Below are 22,487 nucleotides of genomic sequence, written 5' to 3' on the forward strand. Positions count from 1 at the left end.
CTCTTCGCAGCACAAGGCTGCTCCTACACACACACACTGCGAGGTGCGGCGATGGCCTTTAGTGAATCACCCAGCTCATCACCCACAACCCCAGCACCAACCAAATGATCCCGAGGATGATCGAAGCGCGCATGAAGGCGCGGATTGCCGAGTACAGCAGCATCAGGCCGACGACCAGGGCAAGGATGCTGACCAGCGAGGTGTCCATGCCCAGGGTGCGTGCCAGGCCATCGATGAAATTACCGCCGGCATTGGCCAGCAGGTTGAACAGCCCGCTCAATGCGTCGACGATAAAGCGGATCAACGACCCGAGTGCGTGGCCCAGCCACCCGAAAAAATCTTCTACATGCATAGTTGCTTCCTGATCAACACACCGGCGAGGTTGCCGTTCCCAAGCCTTTGGCCATCAGTTGGCCAAGTCGGTTCCCGATGCCAAGCTTAGCGCGGCCGCGCACGCGTGCGGGCAGGATTGTGCGTGGTAGCGCCATCACCCTGGTCCTGGCCGTGGGCCTGGTGTGGCTGGCCGACCGTATCTGGCCGTTGCCCATGCCCGGCGACGACCTGGCGCGGGTGGTGCTGGCCGAAGACGGCACGCCGTTGTGGCGCTTTGCCGACGCCGATGGCGTGTGGCGCTACCCGGTCAGCCCGGAACAGGTCTCGCCGCTGTACCTGCAGGCGCTGCTGACCTACGAGGACCGCTGGTTCTATCGCCACCCTGGGGTCAACCCGCTGGCCCTGGCCCGTGCGGCCTGGCTGAACCTGCGTGGAGGGCGCGTGGTGTCGGGGGGCAGTACGCTGTCGATGCAGGTGGCGCGCTTGCTCGATCCGCATGACCGGACGCTGGCCGGCAAGCTGCGCCAGTTATGGCGTACAGCGCAGCTGGAGTGGCACCTGTCGAAGCGCGAAATCCTGCAGATCTACCTCGACCGTGCACCCTTTGGCGGCACCCTGCAGGGCGTGGCAGCGGCCAGCTGGGCGTACTTGGGCAAATCGCCCAAACACCTGACACCTGCCGAGGCGGCGCTGCTTGCGGTGCTGCCCCAGGCACCCAGCCGCTTGCGCCCGGACCGCCACCCCGAGCGTGCCCAGCGTGCGCGCGACAAAGTGCTGCAGCGCCTGGAGGAATACCAGGTATGGCCAGCCCAGCAGCTCAAGGAAGCTGCCGAGGAGCCCTTGCTGCTGGCGCCACGTCAGGAACCGGCACTGGCACCGTTGCTGGCGCGGCGGCTTAACACGGCGAATAGCCCACCGCTGATTCGCACCACCCTAGACGCAGCCTTGCAAAGGCGCCTCGAAGACCTGCTGCTGGGCTGGCGCGCACGCCTGCCGGAGCGCACGTCGGCGGCGATCCTGGTGGTCGAGGCGCAGACCATGGCAGTGCGCGCCTACCTGGGTTCGATCGACCTTAGCGACGCACGCCGCTTCGGCCACGTCGACATGGTGCGCTCATTGCGCTCGCCCGGTTCCACGCTCAAACCCTTCCTCTACGGCATGGCCTTGGATGACGGCCTGATCCACTCCGAATCGCTGCTGCAGGATGTGCCCAGGCGCTACGGCGACTATCGGCCCGGCAACTTCTCGATGGGGTTCAGCGGGCCGGTGTCGGCCAGCTCGGCACTGGCGCTGTCGCTCAACCTGCCGGCCGTTCAGTTGCTGGAAGCATATGGCCCGAAACGCTTCGCCGCGCAATTGCGCATGGCCGGCATGCCGCTGATGCTGCCGCCCTTGGCCGAGCCCAACTTGTCGTTGATCCTCGGGGGGGCGGGCAGCCGCCTGGAAGACCTGGTCGGCGGTTATGCGGCGCTGGCCCGGGCCGGCAACAGTGCGCGCATCCGCCTGCAGCCGCAGGACCCGCTGGTAGAGCGACGCCTGCTGTCGCCAGGGGCGGCGTGGATTATCCGGCGTATTCTGAGCGGCCAGGCACGCCCTGACCGCGACCCGCACGCCGAACTGGTGCAGCGCCCGCAACTGGCCTGGAAGACCGGTACCAGCTATGGCTTTCGTGACGCCTGGTCGATTGGGGTCGGCCCGCGCTACTTGATTGGTGTATGGATCGGCCGCCCCGACGGCACACCGGTACCCGGGCAGTTCGGCCTGGCATCGGCGGCGCCGTTGATGCTTCAGGTGCATGACCTGCTAAGCAACCGCGATGCCCAGCGCGGTATCAGCGTGCCGGTCGAGCAGGTGCCCCCTACCATCGGCGTGGCAGCCATCTGCTGGCCGCTGGGCCAGCCGATGAATCGGCAAGACCCCAACTGCCGCCGCCAGCGCTTTGCCTGGACCCTTGACGGCACCACGCCGCCGACCTTACAGGCGGCCGATCAGCCGCTCGGGCTGGGCCTGCGTGAGCGCGTCTGGGTCAATGCGCAAGGGCTGCGGGTCGACGGCAGTTGCCCTGGGGCCAAGGTACGCGACATCGCGCTCTGGCCCGCCCCGCTGGAGCCTTGGCTGCCCAGGGTCGAACGGCGTGCAGCGCGCCTGCCGGCAGTAGACCCGGCCTGCCCACCGCAGGCGCCCGCCAGCGCACCCCCGCTGTCGATTGTCGGCGTGCGCCCGGGGGACAACCTGCGCCGTCCGGCAACCAGCAGCGAACCGTTGCAATTGCACGTTTCCGCCTTGGGCGGCGGCGGGCGGCGCTGGTGGTTCCTCAACGGCCAGCCGTTGGGCGAGACCCAAGGCCAGGATAGCCTGCTGGTACGTTTCGAACGGCCCGGGCAGATCGAGCTCAGCGCGCTGGATGAAAGTGGCGAGACCGCGCGGGTGGCGTTTCAGGTCAGCGAGTAGCCGTTCGACGATTGCCGGGCCAGCACCTACGCTTTGCACAAGACGGGTGTGACCGGCTGGCGCCCCGGTACACGAGGGATCATGGAGCGTCCTATGCGTCCTCTGGTCATGCCTCTTTTGTTGCTGCCCTGGGCCTTGATGGCCCGCGCAGAGCCGTTGCCGGGCTTTCTCGACAGCCACGAAAACGAGCGTCGCCTGCCCGCCGCCAACCTGCCGCTGGACACCTACCGCCCACTTGCCCCACGCCTGCGGCTGGCGCTGCCGAACGCCAGCGCGGCAGGCTGGGCGCCGCTGGAGACCCGCCTGGTGTTGCACAAGGTGCGCTTCGAAGGGGGGACGGTGTTCCCCTTGAGTGACCTGCGTGACCACTACCAGCCGTTGATCGGGCGTGAAACCACGCTGGGCGAGTTGCAGCAGTACACCGCGCGCCTTACTCAACGTTACCGGCAAGAAGGCTACCTGCTGTCGTACGCTTACCTCCCGCCGCAGGATGTCGCTGACGGCCGTGTTGAGGTGGTTTTGGTCGAGGGCTATATCCACGGGTACCAGCTGGAAGGCGACATCGGCTCGGCCCGCACCTACCTGCAGCAGTTGCTGCAGCGCTTGCAGGCGGAACGCCCGCTTACGCGGGAAACACTCGATCGCTACCTGGGCCTCGCCGAGCGCCTTCCCGGCGTGGTGGTGGACGCTGAATTGGCTGCGGCGCAGTCGCCTGAGGGCGCCGCTCAGCTGACGGTCCATGCGCGGCGTACGCCGTTCGCCGCTGGCGTTACCGTAAGCGATGGCAGCCGTGAGGACGCCCAGGCGCTGTTCACCGTCACCAGCAACGCCCAGACCCGCTATGCCGAGCAGTTTCAGGCAAGCGTGTTGCTGCCCCCCGGCGATGACCAGGCGCATTACCAGCGGTTGGACTACAGCCAGTACCTGGATGCTGAAGGCAGCCAGTTGCTGGTTTCGGCTTCGCGCTATCGCAGCACGCCGGGCACCCGAATTCGGCTGGAGGACGGCAGCGATTTGACTCAGCAGCGTGAAAGCGAGCGTTATTCGGTTGGCCTTGGCCAGCCGCTGATCGTCAAGGCGGATGAGTGGATGACGGTGGCGGGGCGCTTCTACGCGATCAGTGAGCACCTCGAAGACCGGCCTGCGGGGCTGTTGCCGTCACACGAGTACGACAGCTACGTACGCGCGGTGTCATTTGAAGGCAATTGGCGCAAGGCCGACGGTCGTCGCTTGCGTATCGTCAGTGCTGGCGTCTATCAAGGCCTGGATTACCTGGGGGCACGCAGCGACGCCAACTATGACCTGGACTTTCTGCGTTTTCGCCTCTCGGGGTTGCAGAGCGACGCGTTGTTCAATGATTGGCAGGGGGTGGCGTCTGGTGCCTTGTACTGGAGTGACGACACGCTGCCCGACAGCGAGCGGGCGGTGTTTGGCGGGCAAACTTTCGGCCGCGGTTATCCACGCGACCAGGCAGCAGGGGACAAGGGGTGGGGGGTAGCGTACGAGCTTGGCTACAGTGTTCGGCACAACGGTAACTGGCTGAAGGTGCTGCAACCCTATGCGGTACTCGATTCTGCGCAGGCTTGGTACAACCGCAGCAATGTCGAGGATGCCCACATGGCGTCCGCTGCGCTGGGGCTGCGGTTGGGGGATGGGCGCTACTTCAATTTGGCGGTGGAAGTCGCGAAACCCTTAGCGGATGTTGCCCTGGATAGCCTGAGCCGCGGGCCACGCGTGACGCTAAGCCTTACCTACCAGATGGAATGAGGCGTGGGGCTAATGGCCTATCAACGGCAACTCGGATGCCGCTGACAGGCCAGTGTTTCAATGAGCGGTAAAGCGCTGATGCACCGGTGAAGAACTCGGCGTCAGCGCGAGCGCCAGCTGCGTGCGGTTGTGCATGTGGGTCAGGCGCAGCACTTGGGAAACGTAGAGTTTCACGGTGTTCTCGGTAATGCCCAGTTCACAGGCAATCTGGTAATTGGTCTTGCCTTTGCTCACCAGGCGGGCCACTTCCAGTTGACGCGGCGACAGCTTCTCGAAGACGGCGGGCAGCTCGTTTTCACTTTCTTCGACATCGCTGGCACGGCGGTGCACGCCTTGGCCGCGGGCCTTTTCCAGGTCGTGGTAGAGCTCGTCGACCGACTCTGCCAGGTCCTGCAGGCGCTGGTTGAGGCCACCGAGGTCTTTCATGTTGCGCTGACGCTCCAGCAGAGCCTCTTCCTGACGGCGCAAACCTTCGAGCAGCTCGTTAAAATCTACCGGTTTTTGGTAATAGTCGACAAAGCCCGCGCGCAAGGCGCGGATCACGTCCTGCTTGTCGGCACGACCGGTCAGCATGATGGCTTCGAACATACGCTTGTTGCCGGCGAGTTCCTTCAAGGCGTGGACCAGCTCAATGCCATCACGCTCGGGCATGTGCAGGTCGCACAGCACCAAGCCAATCTTTTGGTCAGCCGAGTAGCGCTCGATGGCTTGGGCAGTGGAATGGGCTGGGACGCACACGTGGCCCTGGCTTTCGAGGTATTCACACAATTGTTCGACGATCAATGGCTGGTCATCGACCACCAGCACCTTCACTTCACTGGACGGCTTGTTCACGATCAACTCCCTGTTCGTAATCGGCCCTGCTCCCGGGCTAGACACTCCGGCAGCTTAAAAATAGTCGCAGTTGGCAATTCTGTACAAGGTCCGTACAAGTTATAGGACAACAGGGATGATTATTGGATCCATACGGCTGTCAGCATAAAGCCCGCCAGGACGTACGGTACGAAGGCCTGTTTGTCGCCCATTTGCTCCGTCAGGGCCTGCAAGCGCTTCTTGACCTTAGGATTGAGCAAGGTCCACAGGCGGCGACGCGACAGCAGCCAGAGCACGACTGTGATACCCGCACCAATGAAGGTGCCGAGCACATATTGAGGACTGGTGGCGAGCGCCAGGGCGCCCATCAATTTGACGTCGTCGGCGCCGAAACGCCCGAGCATGTAGCCGGGTAACGTCAGCAGCATGACGATGGCCAGCGCCCAACCGGCGTCGCTGGCGTCGGCACCGATCCAGCTGTGGCCGGTGGCGAACAGCCAGGCCAGGGCGCAGGCAGCGACGCCCAGGGTCAGCGCGTTGGATATTTGCCGTTGACGCACATCCTGTTCGGAGCACAAGGCAAGCCACATCAGAAGAACAATGCTTTGCATTGGCAGGTCGCCTTCCCTAATTGTTGAACACTTCTACCCGGTCAGTCAGGTTTCCTTGAATTCAGGGTAGACGCGAAGTTGCAAGCGGGCGCGGCGGGAAGGGAAAAAGGCGTGACGGGATCAGAAGATGTCGCAGCTGACGGGGCCTGTGTTGGCCCATCGCCGGCAAGCCGACGATGGGCCTCGGCGCATTACTTCTTGCTGCCGGGTGGGTAGTTGCTCAGCACATTGGTCACCGTATTCTGGATCGCGTTGTTACGTTCTTCCGGGCTTGGCGGGTAATTGTTCATGATCTGTTCAGCACTGCCACGCCAGACCAGCTTGTCGTCCCGCCCATCGAACATGTCGACCTGGATGGTGGCGACCTTGTAGTCGACGCTGCGGGTTTCGTTGTACATCGGCCCGCCCCAGTAGCCACCCCAGTAACCACCCCAGCCACCGCCATAGTTGGTAGTGATCTGCTGCTGACGCTGCTCGACGATGAGGTAGGCGCGCACTTTCAGGTCAGGCCGCGCATTGCCCTGTGCCGGGCGCAGGCCGCGCTGGTCGAGCTGGTCGGCCACGGCCTGGCGAATGCGCTGCTCGGTCAGGTCGCTTTTGATGCGAGGGTCGTCCGGGCGGTATTGCAAGCCGGGTTCCTGCCACGCCCAGCTGCGGTAGGCGGCAAAATCGCGGCTGGCGTCGAAATCCTGCTGGACGTTGTTGCTCGAGCAGGCCGTGAGCACCAGCGCGAATGACAGTAGAACGAGACGGCGCAACATGATGGTTCTCCGTTAAACGTTAACTGGGAGGATAGCCGCTGAGCGCCTTGTGCACCGAATCACGCAAGGCGCTTTCGCGATCACGCGGCGAGTCCTTGTCGCTGTTGCTTTCAGCACTGGCGCTCCACACCGGCTGGCCGCTGCGAGCGTCGTACAGATCGATGCGTACCACCATCACCTCCACCTCGTAGGTGCGCACGATCGGCGTGCTGGCATAGGCACCGTAGCCGTTGCGGTAGCCGCCATAACCCACACTGCCGTAGGGGTAGGGGCCGTAGTAGGGGTCGTAGTCACGTACTTGGCGCAGGCGTTTTTCCAGGCGCATGTCGGCGCTTACCAGCAAATCGCCGGCGCTGCCCCGGGCAGGGCGCAGGCCATGCTGGTCGAGCGCGCCGCTGATGGCATCGGCCAGTTGTGCCGGGTCGGCATTGGCTGTGCCGCTGGGCAACTGGCCGTCACGCCAGCTCCAGCTGCGGTAGTGCCCGTAGTCGCGGGCGGGTGCCGGGTAGGCACTGGCATCGAAGGTGGTGGCCGCCTGCGCAGGGGCGGGCGGTAAGGGGCGGCTACTGGCGACATATGGGTTGCTGCCCTGGCAGGCAGCCAGGGCAAGGGGCAGCAGGGCCAGGCACAACAGACGGTACGGCATGTATTCCTCCCGGCGGGCGGGGTCAGCGGGGGCGGCAGATCCAGTGCAGGTAGCGACCGAGCCCGGCAAAGCTTGGGTGTCGGCGGTGGGCCAGTTCCATTTCCAGCAGGTCGAGCATTTCGGCCTTGGCTTGGAACTCCTTGGGCATGTAGTCGTGGAACACCCTGACGCCACTCTCGCTTTCGACCTGCCACATAGGATCAAGTTGCGCCTTGAGCTCACGCGGATCAAGGGGTTTCTGCGGGGTCAGGCTCTGCTTTTCACCTTCCAGGCGGTTGCTGCGCAGTTTGCGGAAATGGCCCTTGAGCAGGTTGCGATAGACCAGTGCGTCGCGGTTGTAGAACGCCAGCGAAAGCCACCCGCTGGGCGCAGTGAGCTGGTGCAGCACGGGTAGGATGCTTTCGGGTTCGGCCAGCCATTCGAGCACGGCGTGGCACAGCACCAGGTCGTAGGGTTCGGTCAGCTGGCCCAGCAGGTCCTGCCACGGTGCCTGGATGAAGGTGGCCGTCTGGCCGGCCTCGGCAAAGCGCGCGCGGGCACCGTCGAGCATGGGCGCGGCGGGTTCGGCGAGGGTCAGGTGATGGCCGCGTTGTGCCAGCCACAGGGCCATGTGGCCCAGGCCTGCACCGATGTCGAGTATGCGCAGCGGGCGATCGGGCAAGGTTTCGGCCAGGTCGGCCTGCAGCACGGCCAGGCGAATGGCGCCCTTGGCACCGCCGTAGATTTTCTCGGCGAAGCGGGTGGCCAGTTCATCAAAGTGACGGTCGTTCATCGGGCGAAGCGCCTTTCACTGTCGGCCAGCTTGGCCCTGACCACCTGGTCCATGTCCAGGCCCAGCTCGCTGCACAGCAGCAACAGGTAGAGCACCACATCGCCCACCTCTTGGCCGGCGTGGGCGAGTGTGTCGGCAGGCAGCTGGCGGGATTGGTCCTCGCTCAGCCACTGGAAGATTTCGACCAGTTCGGCCATTTCAACGCTGGCGGCCATGGCCAGGTTCTTAGGGCTGTGGAAGCCGCGCCAATCGTTGTTGTCGCGGATCCGGTGCAGGCGTTCGGTGAGTTCTTGCAGGTTCATCGGGGGTCTCCTAATGCCGCATAGCTTCGGCGCAGGCCCGATGCAAAGCAAGAGGCCTGCGCCTACAGGCCACCCCAACGGCCAACCATGTGCAGCAACTCACCCTGCCCATCCAGCCGTAGTTCACCTTCTGGCCCGGCTTCGCTGGCACTGAGCACCACCTCGGAAGGCAATCGCACCGGTTTGCGGAACTCCACCTCGAAGCTGTAGCCGCTGTTCGGCAGGTGCCCGCGCAGGGCCGCCAGTGCCATGGCTTTGCTCCACATGCCATGGGCAATGGCCTTGGGGAACCCGAACAGTCGTGCACTGGCGGCGCTCAGGTGAATCGGGTTGTAGTCGCCACAGACCTTGGCGTAACGCCGGCCGATATCGCTGTCGGCATACCAGCGGCTCGCCTCTGCCAGTGCGTCAGGCGCGCTGTCTGTTTGCTCGCTGGCCTGGCCCTCCAGGCGTAGCCCGCGTACCAGCGTGCGGCTGCATTCGCGCCAGAGCAGGCCCAGGCCATCTTCGGCTTCCGTAATGAGGTCGAAGGTGGCGCCCTTGGCGTGGGGTTGCAGGTTGTCGGCGTAGACGGCGAAACGTAATGCATCGATGCCGCCCAGTGGCCGCAACACCTCGATGCGGTTCTGCAGATGCACCAGCCCGAGCAACGGGAAGGGGAAGCTGTGCGCCGTCAGCAGCTGCAATTGCAGGGGGAAGGCCATCACATGGGGATAAGTAGCGGGCAGGCGGCCATCGTCGGTGAAGTGACAGAGTCGGCGGTAGGCTGCCAGGTTGTCGGGCTGAACCCGCATCACGCAGCGCAGGCCTTCGTCGGGCAGCTTGTCGCCGCTGATCTTGCGCTTGCTGGCCGCACGCAGGTAAAGGCTCGCGCGTGAGTCCGGGGCGTGCAGGTCGTGCCAGTGTCGGCTCATGGTCAGGCCCCCATCAGCGCTTGGCCACAGACCCGCAGCACCTGGCCATTGACCGCGCCGGAGCCGGGCTGGCTGAGCCAGGCGATGGCCTCGGCGACGTCTTGTGGCCGCCCGCCTTGGCCCAGTGAGCTCAAGCGCCGCCCGGCCTCGCGCAGCCCCATAGGCATGGCGGCGGTCATGTGCGTTTCGATGAAGCCGGGGGCCACGGCATTGATGCTGGCACCCTGGGCTGCGAGTTTTGCCGCCCAGGCCTGGGCGAAGCCGATCAAGCCGGCCTTGCTCGCCGCATAGTTGGCCTGCCCGCGGTTACCGGCAATGCCGCTGACCGACGCCAGCAGCGTGATGCGCGCGTTCTCGCCGAGCGCGCCTGCGTCATACAGTGCCTGGGTGAGTACCTGCGGTGCCTTGAGGTTCACGGCCATCACCGCATCCCAATATTCGGGGGTCATGTTGGCCAGGGTCTTGTCGCGGGTGATGCCGGCATTGTGCACCACGATGTCGATACCCCCGGGCAGCGCTTCGAGCAACTGCGCTGCGGCGTCATTGGCGCAGATGTCCAGCGCCAGTGCCTTGCCGCCCAGCCGCGCGGCGAGGGCTTCGAGGTCTTGCCGGGCTTGCGGCACATCCAGCAGCAGCACCTCGGCGCCGTCCCGCGCCAGGGTTTCGGCAATCGCGGCGCCGATACCGCGTGCAGCGCCGGTCACCAGGGCGCGTCGTCCGCCAAGCGGGCGGGTCCAGTCCTCGACCTGGCTGGCGCAGGCTTCAAGGCGCAGCACTTGGCCAGAAATGAACGCGCTCTTGGGCGAAAGGAAGAAGCGCAGGGCACCTTCCAACTGGTCTTCAGCACCTTGGCCGATATACAGCAACTGTGCGGTCGCACCATTGCGCAGCTCTTTGGCCAGCGAGCGGCTGAACCCTTCGAGCGCCCGTTGCGTGACACTGGCCAGTGGGTCGTCGAGGCCTTCTGGCGCGCGCCCGAGGATCACCACGTGGGCGCAGGGCGCCAGGCTGCGCAGCAACGGCTGGAAAAATTCGCGCAACTGCTTCAATTCATCGCTGTCGGACAGGTGAGTGGCATCGAACACCACGGCTTTGAGCTTCGGCCCTAGCCCTGCAACCCAGGCCGGCGCCTGTAACCCTTCGGCATTGAAGCTGTAGAGTTCGTCGGTGAGGCGTGGGGCGATGGCCTCTACCTGGCGCGTCAGTGGCCCGCCACCCAGGACCAGGGCACCCTCTACCGGGCGCTGGCGGCCTGCCTGCCAGCGCTCCAGCGGGGCCGGGTGTGGCAGGCCAAGGGCATCCACAAGGCGGCGGCCGAGGTTGGAGTTGGCAAAGCCGAGGTAGCGATCGCTCATGAGTGGGTCTCCCTGAAGGCAAGCTTGAAAGTGTGGACCAACTTTGTGGCAAGGTCGTTCGAATGCGGTAAAAACACCTAGGCTGTACGGTTTAAATTGTTTCAGGAGGAACATGCGCATGCGTTCACCTCGCCGGGTCGCGATCATTGGCGGCAACCGAATCCCGTTCGCCCGTTCCAATGGTGCCTACGCCACCGCCAGCAACCAGGCGATGCTGACTGTCGCCCTGGAGGGCCTGATCGAGCGTTACCGCTTGCATGGGCTGCAGCTGGGCGAAGTGGTGGCGGGCGCGGTGCTGAAGCACTCCCGTGACATGAACCTGACCCGCGAATGCGTGCTCGGTTCGCGTTTGTCGCCGCGCACGCCGGCCTACGACATCCAGCAGGCCTGCGGCACGGGGCTGGAGGCGGCCTTGCTGGTGGCCAACAAGATTGCCCTTGGGCAGATCGACAGCGGCATCGCGGGCGGTGTCGACACCACCTCCGATGCGCCGATTGCCGTCAACGAAGGGTTGCGCCACATACTGCTGGAGGCCAACCGCGGCAAAAGCCTGGGTGAACGGCTGAAGCCGTTCCTGAAGTTGCGCCCTGGTCACCTGAAGCCTGAGTTGCCGCGCAATGGCGAGCCGCGCACAGGCCTGTCGATGGGCGAGCATTGCGAGCGCATGGCGCAGGCTTGGCGGATCGACCGCGCCGAGCAGGATGCACTGACCTTGCTTAGCCATCAGCGGCTGGCGGCCTCCTATGCCGAAGGCTGGCAGGATGATCTGCTCACGCCCTTCCTGGCACTTAGCCGTGACAACAACCTGCGGCCGGACCTGACCTTGGAGCAACTGGCCAAGCTCAAACCGGCATTCGACCGCAGCGGGCTGGGCACGCTTACCGCAGGCAACTCCACCCCTTTGACCGATGGCGCATCGCTGGTGCTGTTGGGTACGGAGGAATGGGCGCAGGCACAGGGGCTTCCGGTGTTGGCCTACCTGGTTGACGGCGAGATCGCAGCGGTGGATTTCGTCACGGGCCGTGAAGGGTTGTTGATGGCGCCGGTGTACGCAGTGCCGCGCCTGTTGGCGCGCAATGGGTTGAGCCTGCAGGATTTTGACTACTACGAGATTCACGAAGCCTTCGCCGCCCAGGTGCTGTGCACCCTCAAGGCCTGGGAGGATGCGGAGTACTGCCGTGATCGCCTGGGGCTGGACGCACCGCTTGGGGCAATCGACCGCAGCAAGCTCAACGTCAAAGGCAGCTCGCTGGCGGCGGGGCATCCGTTTGCCGCGACCGGAGGGCGGATATTGGCCCACCTGGCGAAGCTGCTGGCCGCGGCGGGGAAGGGCCGCGGTTTGATATCGATTTGTGCGGCAGGTGGGCAAGGGGTGACGGTCATCGTCGAACGGTGATCAGGCGGCGCAGATGCCACAGTCATGGCGCGTAACTGGTAGGCTTGTCCGATCAGAACTACAAGAAGCCGCCATGCCGATCATCGGACATCCCCGGGCCATCCCGGCGCTCGACCACCTGCCCAGGCCCCTTTATGCCCGCGCCGAAAGCCTCGGCGCCGGCTCCTGGACCACTCGCCATCAGCACGACTGGGTGCAGTTTTCCTACGCCATCAGTGGCGTTCTCGGCGTCTACACCCGCGATGGCAGCTATTTCGCGCCCCCTCAGTGGGGCGTGTGGATCCCGGCGGACGCCGAACACGAGGTAGTAACGTCGATGCAGGCCGAAATGCGCAGCCTGTACGTGCGCCGCGATGCCTGCCCGTGGGCGCCGGAGCACTGCCGGGTGCTGGAGGTGACGCCGCTGGCGCGGGAGTTGATCAAGCAGTTCTGCCTGTTCCCGGCGGATTACCCGGAAGCCGACAGCGCCGAATCGCGATTGGTCGCGGTGCTGCTCGACCAGTTGCGCACGTTGCCGGAAGTCGGGTTCTCGTTGCCCCTCCCGCGTCATCCGGGGTTGCTGGCGTTGTGTAATGGTCTGATCGCGGCACCGGATACAGCCCAGACCTTGCAGCAATGGGCGCTGCAACTGGAGTGTTCGGAGAAGACGCTGATGCGGCTGTTTCAGCGTGAGACGGGGTTGGGCTTTCGCAACTGGCGTCAGCGCATGCGGCTGCTGTCATCGCTGGCGTTGCTGGAGGCGGGGGAGAATGTAACGGAGGCCGCATTGGGGTGTGGGTATGACTCGACCTCGGCTTACATCGCGGCGTTCAAGCAGTTGTTTGGGGCGACGCCAGGGGAACTGAAACTGTAGGAGCAGCCTTGTGCTGCGAAGAGGCCAGTGATAGCAGCGAAAATTTATGCTGTTGTCACCGGCCTCTTCGCAGCACAAGGCTGCTCCTACAGGTCGCTTGCGCTGTCAGGTACGGAAGCGTCGTACCAGCGAATCCAGCTCGTTGGACAACCCTGCCAGGCTCTCCGAGTCTTGGCGCGCAGCCTGGGCCAGTTCGGCCACCAGTTGCGCATCGCCATGGATCTGGCTGATGTGCCGGTTGATGTCCTCGGCCACCTGATGCTGCTCTTCCGCTGCCGTGGCGATTTGCGTGTTCATGTCGCGAATCACGTCCACCGACTCACGGATCTGGCCAAAGCTGTCGCGGGCCAGGCCAATGCGGCTGACCGACTGCTGCGACACTTCCAGGCTGGCGTGCATCTGTTCGGCAACTTCGGCGGTGCGGCTGGCCAGGTTGCCCAGCAGGCCATCGATCTCGGCGGTGGAGTCGGCGGTACGCTTGGCCAGCGCCCGCACTTCATCGGCGACGACGGCGAAGCCACGGCCCTGTTCACCGGCGCGGGCGGCCTCGATCGCGGCATTGAGGGCCAGCAGGTTGGTCTGCTCGGCAATCGAGCGAATGGTGCCGAGGATCGACTGGATGGCGTTGCTGTCGCGTTCCAGCTGCTGAATCGACTGGGCCGATTGCTCGATCTCCTGGCTCAGGCGGTCGACGCTGTTCACGGCTGCATCGATCTGCTGCTGGCCTTCACGGGCTTGCTGCTGGCCACTGTCGGCCGACTGCGCCGCCTGGCTGCAAGAGCGGGCGACTTCGTTGGCGGTGGCGACCATTTCGTGGAAGGCGGTAGAGACCATGTCCACGGCTTCGCGCTGGCGCCCGGCCGCCTCGGCCATGTCACTGGACACCCGGGTCGAGCTGGTGGAGGTGCTGAGGATCTTGCTGGCGGCAGAGCCGATGTGCTGGATCAGGCTGCGGATCGCCCCGAGGAACTGGTTGAACCAGCTGGCCAGTTGGGCGGTTTCGTCGCGCCCGCGCACTTCCAGGTTGCGGGTCAGGTCGCCTTCGCCCTGGGCGATGTCTTCCAGGCCGCTGGTGACGCTGTTGATCGGGCGCACGATCAGCTTGGCGAACGCCGTACCGACCACGGCGAACAGCGCGGCCAGCACCAGTGCGATGGTGCCGATCAACCACGTCAGGCGGGTGGTGGTCTGCATCACTTCGCTTTGCTCGATCAGGCCGATGAAGGTCCAGCCCAGTTGCTCGTCGGGGTAGATGTTGGCCATGTAGCGCACGCCATTGAGCTCGACTTCGACCAGCCCTTTACCTGCCTTGGCCAGGTCGGCATAGCCGTTACCGAAGCTGCCCAGTTGCTTGAAGTTGTGGCTGGCGTCACGTGGGTCGACCATCACGTTGCCGTTGTTTTCCACCAGCATCAGGTAGCCGCTTTCGCCCAGCTTGATCTGCTGGACGATCTGGGTCAGGCCCTTGAGCGACACATCGATGTTGACCACGCCACCCGGGTTACCCAGCTGGTTGGCCACGGCGCGCACGGTGCTGACCAGCACGGCGTCGTCGGCGGCCCAGTAATAGGCGCCGGTACGCAGGGTTTTGCCAGGGTTGGCCATGGCCAATTGGTACCACGGGCGAGGGCGGGGGTCGTAGTTGACGAACTTCTGCCCCGCGGGCCAGCCGACATAGCCGCCATCGCTGACACCGTAGGAAAGGTAGGCGTAGCCTGGGTGGGAATCGGCCAGGCGGGTGAAGAACTCGAGCACCTGCTTGTCCTGCTCGCCCAGCTCATACGATGGGTTGGCGCTCATGAACTTGTTCAGGTTGTTGCCCGTGGCCGCAATCATGGGTTGCGAGGCCAGGTATTCGACGTTCTGGTTGATGCCCTGGAAGAAGATGTTCATCGCGTTGCTGACCTGGCGAATTTCCCGGCTGCTGCTGTCGAGGAATCCGTCGCGGGCTTCGCCGCGCAGGTTGAGGACCACCAAGGTGGCCACGAGGACGATGGGCAAGCCGGCGATGACCGCGAATGCCCAGGTCAGTTTCTGTTTGATGCTCATCGACGCTCCCGGAATTTTTTTGTTGTCGACACACGAGGCAGGTAGTTACTGCATCGGCAGCGTCCGGGATTAGATGAAGGCAAATGCCCGTATTTATTAGGGAATGTCGCACTAGGCGATGATTCGGTCGTGTTTAGGCGAATATGGCATACCAAAGCGTCGTGGCGAGCCTCAGCGGCAACATCCGCCAACGTTTCCGTTTGCTAAATCCTTCAGGATCGGACAGTCCGGCCGCTCGTCTCCCTGGCAGTGGGAGACCAGGTCGCTGAGTGTGTCGCGCAGGCTCACCAGCTCTTCTATGCGCCGGTTCAGCTCATCGATATGTTGCATGGCCAGCGCCTTGACGTCGGCACTGGCCCTTTGGCGGTCTTGCCAGAGGGTCAGCAACTTGCCGACCTCTTCCAGAGAAAAGCCCAGGTCGCGGGAGCGCTTGATGAAGGCCAGGCTGTGCAGGTCTTCCGGCTGGTAAAGGCGGTAGCCGCTGTCACTGCGGGTGGCTGGCTTGAGCAGGCCAATGGACTCGTAGTAGCGGATCATCTTGGTGCTGAGCCCGCTGCGGCGGGCGGCCTGGCCGATGTTCATGGTGCCTCCTGGGAGCTGCTGGTGGGTTTCCAGGTCTTGAGCCACAGCGCATTGCTGACCACGCTGACGCTGGACAGGGCCATGGCGGCGCCGGCGAGTACCGGGTTGAGGTAACCCAGCGCGGCCAGGGGGATACCGACCAGGTTATAGATGAACGCCCAGAACAGGTTCTGGCGGATTTTCGCGTAGGTCTTGCGGCTGATCTCCAGGGCTGCGGGTACCAGGCGTGGGTCGCCGCGCATCAGGGTGATGCCGGCGGCCTGCATGGCCACGTCGGTGCCACCGCCCATGGCGATGCCGATGTCGGCAGCGGCAAGGGCCGGGGCATCGTTGATGCCGTCGCCAACCATCGCCACCACGCCGTCCTGTTTCAGTGCCGTCACGGTGGCAGCCTTGTCGGCAGGCAGCACTTCGGCATGCACGTCGTCGATCCCGAGGGCGTCGGCAACCACCTTCGCGCTGCCGCGGTTGTCGCCGGTCAGCAGGTGGCTGCTGATGTGTTGAGCGTGCAGGCTATCGATAGCCTGCTTTGCGCCCGGTTTGAGGCTGTCGCCGAAGGCGAAAAGGCCCAGCACGCGAGGTTGCGCGCCGCGCTCGATCAGCCAGGACAGCGTACGCCCTTCAGCCTCCCAGGCGTGGGCTTTGGCGGCCAAGCCGCCGGGTTGCAGCGTGCTCTCGTCGAGCAGGCGACGGTTACCCAGGGCCAAGTCACGGCCTTCCACCCGCCCGGCGATGCCCCGCCCGGTCAGCGACTGGCTGTCGACGACTGTTGGCACCTCCAGTTGCTGCTCAGCGCACGCCTCCAGCACGGCTTTGGCCAATGGGTGCTCACTGCCGCGCTGCAGGGCGCCGGCCAAGCGGTGCAGCTCGGCGGTGGTGCCGACCAGTGCCTGGCTGTGGACCACGCGTGGGCTGCCGGACGTCAGGGTGCCGGTCTTGTCGAACACGACCCGGTTCACTGCATGGGCACGCTCCAGGGCTTCGGCGTCCTTGATCAGGATGCCGTGGCGGGCGGCGACACCGGTGCCGGCCATGATCGCCGCTGGCGTTGCCAGGCCGAGTGCACAGGGGCAGGCAATCACCAGCACGGCGACCGCATTGATCAGCGCGGTTTCCAGCGGGGCACCGGCCAGCCACCAGCCGATCAGCGTGATCAGCGCGATCACCAGTACGGCGGGGACGAATACCTGGCTGACCCGGTCCACCAGCTTCTGGATAGGCGCCTTGGCCGCCTGGGCATCTTCGACCAGGCGGATGATCCGGGCCAGCACGGTTTCGGTACCCAATGCCTGGGTGCGCACCAGTAGCCGCCCTTCACCATTGATGGCGCCACCGGTGACGGGTTCGCCAGGCTGCTTGGGCACTGGCAGGCTCTCGCCGCTGATCAAGGCCTCGTCGGCATGGCTGCTGCCTTCCTCGACTTCGCCATCGACCGGGAAGCGTTCACCGGGTTTGACCACGACCAGGTCACCCACACGCAGTTGGGCGATGGCCACGTCTTCTTCGCGGCCATCGACCACGCGCACTGCGCGTTCGGGGCGCAGTGCTTCAAGGGCCCGAATGGCGCTGGCGGTCTGGCGTTTGGCGCGGCTCTCCAAGTACTTGCCCAGCAAGACCAAGGCAATGACCACGGCCGAGGCTTCGAAATACAGGTGCGGAACCATGCCGGCAGGGGCTTGTGCCCATTGGTACAGGCTCAGGCCGTAACCGGCACTGGTGCCAAGGGCCACCAGCAGGTCCATGTTGCCGGCGCCGGCACGCACGGCCTTATAGGCGGCCACGTAAAAGCGTGCACCGAGAATGAACTGTACGGGCGTAGCCAGCAGAAACTGCGCCCAGGCGGGCAGCATCCAGTGCAGGCCAAAAGGCTGTACCAACATCGGCAAAACGAGTGGCAGGGCCAGCAGCAAGGCGGCACCGACCGCCAGGCGTTCGTTGCGCAGGCGGCGCTGGGCATCGCGCTGATCATCGTGGCCTGCGTGCGGCAGGCTGGCGCTGTAGCCGGCCTTTTGCACGGCGTCGATCAGCAGGCTGTCGTCGAGGGCCGCGAGCACCTCGAGGTGCGCGCGTTCGCTGGCCAGGTTAACGCTGACCTGTTCGACCCCAGGCAGTTTGCCGAGTGCGCGTTCGACGCGGCCGACGCAACTGGCGCAGGTCATGCCGTCAATCTGCAACTCGACAGTACGGGTGGGCACGCCATAGCCGGCTTCACGCACGGCGTCGAGCAAGGCCGGCAGGCTGCTGGCCGGGGCCTGGACCCGGGCCTGTTCGGTGGCGAGGTTGACGCTGACCTGTTCAGCGCCGTCGACCTTGCGCAGGGCGCGCTCGACCCGGCCAGCACAGCTGGCGCAGGTCATGCCGGAAATCGGCAGGTCGAAGGTGGTGGATGCGGGCATGGCTGTCCTCCTTGGATTGGCCTCCAGCATCAACCTTGCCACGTAGGCAAGGTCAATAGCCTAGGCCGGCGCGCTTCAATTCCAGCCCATTGTGGCCCATGGCAATCCGGTATTTGTTGATCTGGCCCGCCTGCAGGTTCAAACGTGTGCTGCGCTGGTCTTCGATACCGGGGGCGCAACCGGGGGTCTGCCCTGGCAGTAGGCGCAGGCGTATATCTACAGGGCCTGGTGGCAGGTTGAAGGCGGTCGATTGCTCCTGGAATACGCGCCCGGAGAGCTGATCGTTGAGGTACACGCCGATTTCGCAGTTGGTGGCCACTTCCAGGCGCTCCCGCGAAATGATCAGTACGCTGTAGTCCGAGTTGCCTTCGGCGTTGGCCGGTGGCACCGCAGCCAGCGCGCTCAAAAGCCCGACGACGCCCAATGCTGCCCTGAACATGATGAATCTCCTGCTTGCCTGATCGTCAAAGGCGCAGCTTGGCCGACGTGAGCGCGGATTTCCAGCCCGGACGCGCGCAGGGGCTTGACCTTGCCCCGATGGCAAGCTTGAAACTGCGTGAAAACCTGAAGGAGGCAACCCTATGCAAGTGTTCAATGTACAAGGCATGACCTGTGGCCATTGCGTCAAAGCGGTGACCCGTGCGGTGCAGGGGCAGGACGCCGATGCCAAGGTCGAAGTCGACCTGGCAGGCAAGCAGGTGCGGGTGCAGAGTGCCATGGCGGTGGAGCAGATCCTCACCGCGATTCGTGACGAGGGTTACCAGGCCGAGCTGGCGTGAAGCCCTGCGCCGGGGGCGCATGAGGCCCCCGGTTTTGTTGCAAATCTTTTCATGCTGGTCGAGTCCTTAGCAGGTAGACTTACGCACTTGCTTAGCCTGCTATGGATTCCTGATGAACCTGCGAATGGTGCTCATCCTGGGCGCATTGAGTGCGTTCGGGCCTTTGGCGATCGACTTTTACCTGCCCGCCTTCCCGGCCATGGCGCAGGCTTTCGCCACCGATGAAAAACACGTTCAGGCCACCTTGGCCGCCTACTTCCTTGGCCTGTCCATCGGGCAGTTGGCCTATGGCCCGGTGGCCGACCGCTTCGGGCGGCGTAAGCCGCTGTTGTTCGGCGTGGCGCTGTTTACCCTGGCGTCGCTGGCCTGTGCCTATGCCCCCAACCTCGACACCCTGGTCCTGGCGCGGTTCGTCCAGGCCCTGGGCGGTTGTGCCGGGATGGTGCTGTCGCGGGCGATCGTCAGCGACAAGTGCGACCCGGTGGCGTCGGCCAAGGTGTTCTCGCAGTTGATGCTGGTGATGGGCCTGGCGCCGATCCTGGCGCCAATGCTTGGCGGGGTGTTGGTGAACCTGGCCGGTTGGCAGTCGATCTTCCTCGTCCTGAGCCTGTTCAGCGCGGCCTGCCTGCTGGCGGTCAGCCTGGGCCTGCCGGAAAGCCTGCCGGCGGACATGCCGCGCCAGCCGCTGTCCGGGGCGCTGCGCCAGTACCTGCGTTTGTTCAATGACCGGGTGTTTCTTGGCCATGCCTTGACCGGGGGTATTGCCATTGCCGGTATGTTTGCCTACATCGCGGGGTCGCCATTCGTCTTCATCAAGTTATATGGCGTACCTGCCGAGCACTATGGCTGGTTATTCGGCACCAACGCGGCGGGCTTTATCCTCGTGGCGCAGGTCAATGCCCGTTTGCTGGCCAAGCGCGGCCCAGCCTTCCTGCTGGTGCGTGCTGTGTGGATGTACCTGGCTGCAGGTTTGGTATTGCTGGGCGTCGCTGCACTGCGGCCGAGCCAGTTATGGCCGCTGTTGGTGCCGTTGTTCGTGTGTATCGCCAGCCTGGGTTGCATCATCCCCAATGCGTCGGCCTGCGCCATGAGCGGGCAGGGCGCACGCGCAGGCAGCGCCTCGGCGCTGATGGGCTGCCTGCAGTTCAGCGTCGCCGCAGGCGCGGCGGCGTTGGTCGGGCTGTTGCACGATGGCAGTGCGGTGCCGATGACACTGGTGATCAGCCTGTGCGGGGCGCTGGTGGTCAGTGTCGCGCTGCTGACCCGGCGTTTGCAGGCCAGGCGTCCCGCATAAGCGGGTGAGGCGCCTGCAGGCGGGTTTCCAATGTGGCGACGAAGGCACGCGCCTCGGCCTCGCTGCGGAAACTCACCACGTGTTGGTCGAGCTGAACCTGCCAAGGGCAGACGGGGTTGCGGCTCGACGCACTGACGACAATTTTCATCGCGGCATACCTCCAATGGGGTGTGAGCGGAAGAAGTGTAGCGCTGTGCCCTGTGCCTGCCATGACCGGCATCCGTGGTCTGACTGACGGTCATTTCCCCCCCCTGTTCTTCCCTCCTGACCGTCATGCGCCGGGTGTAATACCTGGAGGCATGTAGAAGCTTCGCTTTTGTTTGCGCTATTTATGGAAGCTGCTTGTCGGTCGCGTCCGAACCTGCACAGGGCGAATAGAGCTCATGACCTGCCTCTGTCCCGCTGAGTGCTGGGGCACTGCTCAACTGCGGGGTATTGGGCGGGCTCACTGCACAGACACATCATCTCTCATGGGTAGGTATACCCAGTGGACTTCTGACAGGTGGGCTGAAGCGGCTAGCGCCCTGAGAGGGGGTTTCTGCGGCTTATACTGGCGACCAGCGCCGATGCCAGCGAGCAGGGTTTCCCTCTCAAGGCCGGCGACTGTCAGGCAGGCGATCCCAGTGCCAGGGTTGGCCATTGCATCCATATAAAAACGTGCAGGGAGTTACAGGGACATGAACGCAGTCAGCAGTATCAGCCAGATCGCCAGCCTGATGGCCGACCCCAAGCGCAGCGCCATGTTGTGGGCGCTGATCGACGGCACCCCACGGCTGGCCAACGAGCTCGCGATGATGACCGGGCTGACCTCGTCTTCCGCCTGCGCCCACCTCTCGTTGCTGTCTTCGGCGGGTTTGCTGCGGCATGAGGCGCGGGGCCGCAAACGCTATTTCCGCCTGGCCACGCCTCAGGTAGGGGCAGCGGTGGAAGCACTGGCCAGCGTGCAGTTGGGCAGCGCCAGAGACGACCACCCCGAGGCGGCAGCCTTGCAGTTGCCGATGTCGATCCGCAGGGCGCGGCGCTGCGGTGACCACCTCGGCGGCGAGCTGGCCGGGGAGTTGTATCACCGTCTGGTGGTGGCGGGTTGGTTGGAGGGCACTGACCGGCAACTGGTGGTCAGTGAGCAAGGGCGGGCAGAACTGGCGCTGGTCGGCGTCTACATAGATGCCTTGGCGCCGCACCAGCAACGGGGGTGTGTGATCTGCCGTTGCACTGACTGGAACAACCAGGGGCCACACTTGGGCGGCGTTCTGGGGCAGGCCTTGTTCAGGCTGTTTCTGCAGTCGGGTTGGATGCGCGAATCGGAGGACACGCGGGCTTTGCATATCTCGGCGCTGGGCATCCAGCAGATCAATCGCATTGCCCGCGTGCAGACGTTGCAGGTTGGGTAACCGCAACGCCAACGTCTGATCAGACCAGTCGCGCGTCCAGGCTGTTTTGCGCCAGACGGCGCGCTTGGTCTTCGGTCATGCCCAGGTGGGTATGCAAGGCATGGAAGTTTTCGGTGACGTAGCCGCCGAAGTAGGCCGGGTCGTCAGAGTTGACGGTGACCTTCACCCCGCGCTCAAGCATGTCCAGGATGTTGTGCTGGCTCATGTGGTCGAACACGCAGAGCTTGGTGTTCGACAGCGGGCAGACGGTCAGTGGGATCTGCTCGTCGATGATGCGTTGCATCAGGCGCTCGTCTTCGATGGCGCGTACGCCGTGGTCGATACGCTTGATGTGCAGCAGGTCCAGGGCTTCCCAGATGTATTCAGGCGGGCCTTCTTCACCGGCGTGGGCAACGGCGACGAAGCCTTCGCTGCGGGCGCGGTCGAACACACGCTGGAACTTGCTCGGCGGGTGGCCCATTTCGGAGCTGTCCAGGCCTACGGCAATGAAGGCATCGCGGAACGGCAGTGCCTGGTCCAAGGTCTTGTGCGCTTCGTCTTCGCTGAGGTGGCGCAGGAAGCTCAGGATCAAGCCACTGCTGATGCCCAGTTGGTCCCGACCATCTTTGAGCGCCTGGTTGATGCCGTTGAGCACCACCTCGAAGGGGATACCGCGGTCTGTGTGGGTTTGCGGGTCGAAGAAGGGTTCGGTGTGGATGACGTTCTGCGCCTTGCACCGTTGCAGGTAAGCCCAGGTCAGGTCGTAGAAGTCTTGCTCGGTACGCAAGACATCCGCGCCTTGGTAATAAAGGTCGAGAAATTCCTGCAGGTTGTTGAAGGCGTAGGCGCTTCGCAAGGTTTCGACATCGTCCCAGGGTAGGGCGATCTTGTTGCGCTCGGCCAGGGCAAACAGCAGCTCGGGCTCCAGCGAACCCTCCAGGTGCAGGTGCAGTTCGGCCTTGGGCAGGGCGTTCAACCAGTCATACATAGTTGGTTATCTCGATCAGGTACGGTTGCCGCCATTCTACAGGGCCTGGCCAGGC

Annotated in this window: 22 protein-coding genes and 1 pseudogene; 7 read left to right on the forward strand and 16 right to left on the reverse strand. The window is 64.4% G+C overall.

The features are described 5' to 3' along the window. Positions 1 to 58 precede the first annotated feature (58 nt). Positions 59 to 352: a hypothetical protein gene (locus ACMCNM_RS03345; protein WP_027594960.1), complete on the reverse strand. Its 294-nt coding sequence runs from the start codon at positions 350 to 352 to the stop codon at positions 59 to 61. A gap of 77 nt (positions 353 to 429) precedes the next feature. Here ACMCNM_RS03345 and pbpC point away from each other — a divergent pair, with 77 nt between their 5' ends. Both pbpC and ACMCNM_RS03355 read left to right on the forward strand, forming a co-directional pair. Next, positions 430 to 2,784: a peptidoglycan glycosyltransferase PbpC gene (pbpC, locus tag ACMCNM_RS03350; RefSeq protein WP_186682098.1), complete on the forward strand. Its 2,355-nt coding sequence runs from the start codon at positions 430 to 432 to the stop codon at positions 2,782 to 2,784. 93 nt (positions 2,785 to 2,877) lie between these two features. Further along, on the forward strand, positions 2,878 to 4,551 hold the full coding sequence (locus tag ACMCNM_RS03355) for a ShlB/FhaC/HecB family hemolysin secretion/activation protein (RefSeq protein WP_412763942.1): 1,674 nt from the start codon (positions 2,878 to 2,880) through the stop codon (positions 4,549 to 4,551). A gap of 57 nt (positions 4,552 to 4,608) precedes the next feature. Here the strand turns inward: ACMCNM_RS03355 and ACMCNM_RS03360 are convergent, their stop codons facing one another. From ACMCNM_RS03360 to ACMCNM_RS03395, 8 genes are all read right to left on the reverse strand, one after another. Then, entirely contained in the window at positions 4,609 to 5,385 is a 777-nt protein-coding gene (locus tag ACMCNM_RS03360) for a response regulator transcription factor (protein ID WP_027594963.1), read from the reverse strand. Positions 5,386 to 5,504: 119 nt separating this feature from the next. Beyond that, the gene (locus tag ACMCNM_RS03365; RefSeq protein ID WP_027594964.1) at positions 5,505 to 5,975 is read right to left on the reverse strand and encodes a prepilin peptidase; all 471 of its coding nucleotides are present in this window, start codon (positions 5,973 to 5,975) and stop codon (positions 5,505 to 5,507) included. Between the two features lie 191 nt (positions 5,976 to 6,166). Beyond that, positions 6,167 to 6,736 (reverse strand): DUF4136 domain-containing protein, encoded by a 570-nt coding sequence (locus tag ACMCNM_RS03370; RefSeq protein ID WP_027594965.1) that lies wholly within the window; start codon positions 6,734 to 6,736, stop codon positions 6,167 to 6,169. Positions 6,737 to 6,755: 19 nt separating this feature from the next. After that, positions 6,756 to 7,382: a DUF4136 domain-containing protein gene (locus tag ACMCNM_RS03375; RefSeq protein ID WP_412763943.1), complete on the reverse strand. Its 627-nt coding sequence runs from the start codon at positions 7,380 to 7,382 to the stop codon at positions 6,756 to 6,758. A 22-nt stretch (positions 7,383 to 7,404) separates the two neighbouring features. Then, positions 7,405 to 8,154, reverse strand: coding sequence for a methyltransferase (locus tag ACMCNM_RS03380; protein WP_099428255.1), 750 nt, complete (start codon positions 8,152 to 8,154; stop codon positions 7,405 to 7,407). Beyond that, complete coding sequence (locus tag ACMCNM_RS03385) at positions 8,151 to 8,456, reverse strand: MazG-like family protein (RefSeq protein WP_027594968.1); 306 nt, start codon at positions 8,454 to 8,456, stop codon at positions 8,151 to 8,153. The genes ACMCNM_RS03380 and ACMCNM_RS03385 overlap by 4 nt, the downstream gene beginning before the upstream one ends. A gap of 62 nt (positions 8,457 to 8,518) precedes the next feature. Beyond that, on the reverse strand, positions 8,519 to 9,370 hold the full coding sequence (locus ACMCNM_RS03390; protein ID WP_412763944.1) for a MaoC family dehydratase: 852 nt from the start codon (positions 9,368 to 9,370) through the stop codon (positions 8,519 to 8,521). Between the two features lie 2 nt (positions 9,371 to 9,372). Next, positions 9,373 to 10,725 carry a 3-oxoacyl-ACP reductase gene (locus tag ACMCNM_RS03395; RefSeq protein ID WP_412763945.1) on the reverse strand — a complete coding sequence of 451 codons (1,353 nt, stop codon included), beginning with the start codon at positions 10,723 to 10,725 and terminating at the stop codon, positions 9,373 to 9,375. Between the two features lie 118 nt (positions 10,726 to 10,843). On the opposite strand from ACMCNM_RS03395, the gene ACMCNM_RS03400 reads away from it, so the two are divergent. Then, on the forward strand, positions 10,844 to 12,121 hold the full coding sequence (locus ACMCNM_RS03400; protein ID WP_412763946.1) for an acetyl-CoA C-acetyltransferase: 1,278 nt from the start codon (positions 10,844 to 10,846) through the stop codon (positions 12,119 to 12,121). Between the two features lie 73 nt (positions 12,122 to 12,194). Then, the gene (locus ACMCNM_RS03405) at positions 12,195 to 12,974 is read left to right on the forward strand and encodes an AraC family transcriptional regulator (RefSeq protein WP_412763947.1); all 780 of its coding nucleotides are present in this window, start codon (positions 12,195 to 12,197) and stop codon (positions 12,972 to 12,974) included. Between the two features lie 105 nt (positions 12,975 to 13,079). Here ACMCNM_RS03405 and ACMCNM_RS03410 read toward each other — a convergent pair whose 3' ends face one another. The 5 genes and pseudogenes from ACMCNM_RS03410 to ACMCNM_RS03430 form a co-directional block, all read right to left on the reverse strand. Next, on the reverse strand, positions 13,080 to 13,847 hold the full coding sequence (locus ACMCNM_RS03410; RefSeq protein WP_371098032.1) for a methyl-accepting chemotaxis protein: 768 nt from the start codon (positions 13,845 to 13,847) through the stop codon (positions 13,080 to 13,082). A gap of 90 nt (positions 13,848 to 13,937) precedes the next feature. Continuing rightward, positions 13,938 to 15,023, reverse strand: a pseudogene (locus tag ACMCNM_RS03415) (cache domain-containing protein); the annotation flags it as partial. A 171-nt stretch (positions 15,024 to 15,194) separates the two neighbouring features. Further along, on the reverse strand, positions 15,195 to 15,605 hold the full coding sequence (cueR, locus tag ACMCNM_RS03420) for a Cu(I)-responsive transcriptional regulator (protein WP_027594974.1): 411 nt from the start codon (positions 15,603 to 15,605) through the stop codon (positions 15,195 to 15,197). Beyond that, positions 15,602 to 18,001, reverse strand: a complete 2,400-nt coding sequence (locus ACMCNM_RS03425) for a heavy metal translocating P-type ATPase (protein WP_412763948.1) — start codon at positions 17,999 to 18,001, stop codon at positions 15,602 to 15,604. The genes cueR and ACMCNM_RS03425 overlap by 4 nt, the downstream gene beginning before the upstream one ends. A gap of 52 nt (positions 18,002 to 18,053) precedes the next feature. Beyond that, complete coding sequence (locus ACMCNM_RS03430) at positions 18,054 to 18,440, reverse strand: hypothetical protein (RefSeq protein WP_027594976.1); 387 nt, start codon at positions 18,438 to 18,440, stop codon at positions 18,054 to 18,056. Positions 18,441 to 18,582: 142 nt separating this feature from the next. Here ACMCNM_RS03430 and ACMCNM_RS03435 point away from each other — a divergent pair, with 142 nt between their 5' ends. Both ACMCNM_RS03435 and ACMCNM_RS03440 read left to right on the forward strand, forming a co-directional pair. Next, the gene (locus tag ACMCNM_RS03435) at positions 18,583 to 18,780 is read left to right on the forward strand and encodes a heavy-metal-associated domain-containing protein (RefSeq protein WP_027594977.1); all 198 of its coding nucleotides are present in this window, start codon (positions 18,583 to 18,585) and stop codon (positions 18,778 to 18,780) included. A gap of 112 nt (positions 18,781 to 18,892) precedes the next feature. Beyond that, entirely contained in the window at positions 18,893 to 20,074 is a 1,182-nt protein-coding gene (locus ACMCNM_RS03440) for a multidrug effflux MFS transporter (protein ID WP_027594978.1), read from the forward strand. Here the strand turns inward: ACMCNM_RS03440 and ACMCNM_RS03445 are convergent. Next, positions 20,025 to 20,222: a hypothetical protein gene (locus tag ACMCNM_RS03445; protein ID WP_085273983.1), complete on the reverse strand. Its 198-nt coding sequence runs from the start codon at positions 20,220 to 20,222 to the stop codon at positions 20,025 to 20,027. The genes ACMCNM_RS03440 and ACMCNM_RS03445 overlap by 50 nt on opposite strands. A 529-nt stretch (positions 20,223 to 20,751) precedes the next feature. Here ACMCNM_RS03445 and ACMCNM_RS03450 point away from each other — a divergent pair. Next, complete coding sequence (locus ACMCNM_RS03450; RefSeq protein ID WP_186682083.1) at positions 20,752 to 21,465, forward strand: ArsR/SmtB family transcription factor; 714 nt, start codon at positions 20,752 to 20,754, stop codon at positions 21,463 to 21,465. A gap of 19 nt (positions 21,466 to 21,484) precedes the next feature. On the opposite strand, the gene ACMCNM_RS03455 is transcribed toward ACMCNM_RS03450, so the two are convergent. Then, positions 21,485 to 22,432: an adenosine deaminase gene (locus tag ACMCNM_RS03455; RefSeq protein ID WP_027594981.1), complete on the reverse strand. Its 948-nt coding sequence runs from the start codon at positions 22,430 to 22,432 to the stop codon at positions 21,485 to 21,487. Positions 22,433 to 22,487: the final 55 nt, after the last annotated feature.

It is taken from the genome of Pseudomonas sp. NGC7 (assembly GCF_047159675.1).
Taxonomy (GTDB): domain Bacteria; phylum Pseudomonadota; class Gammaproteobacteria; order Pseudomonadales; family Pseudomonadaceae; genus Aquipseudomonas; species Aquipseudomonas kermanshahensis.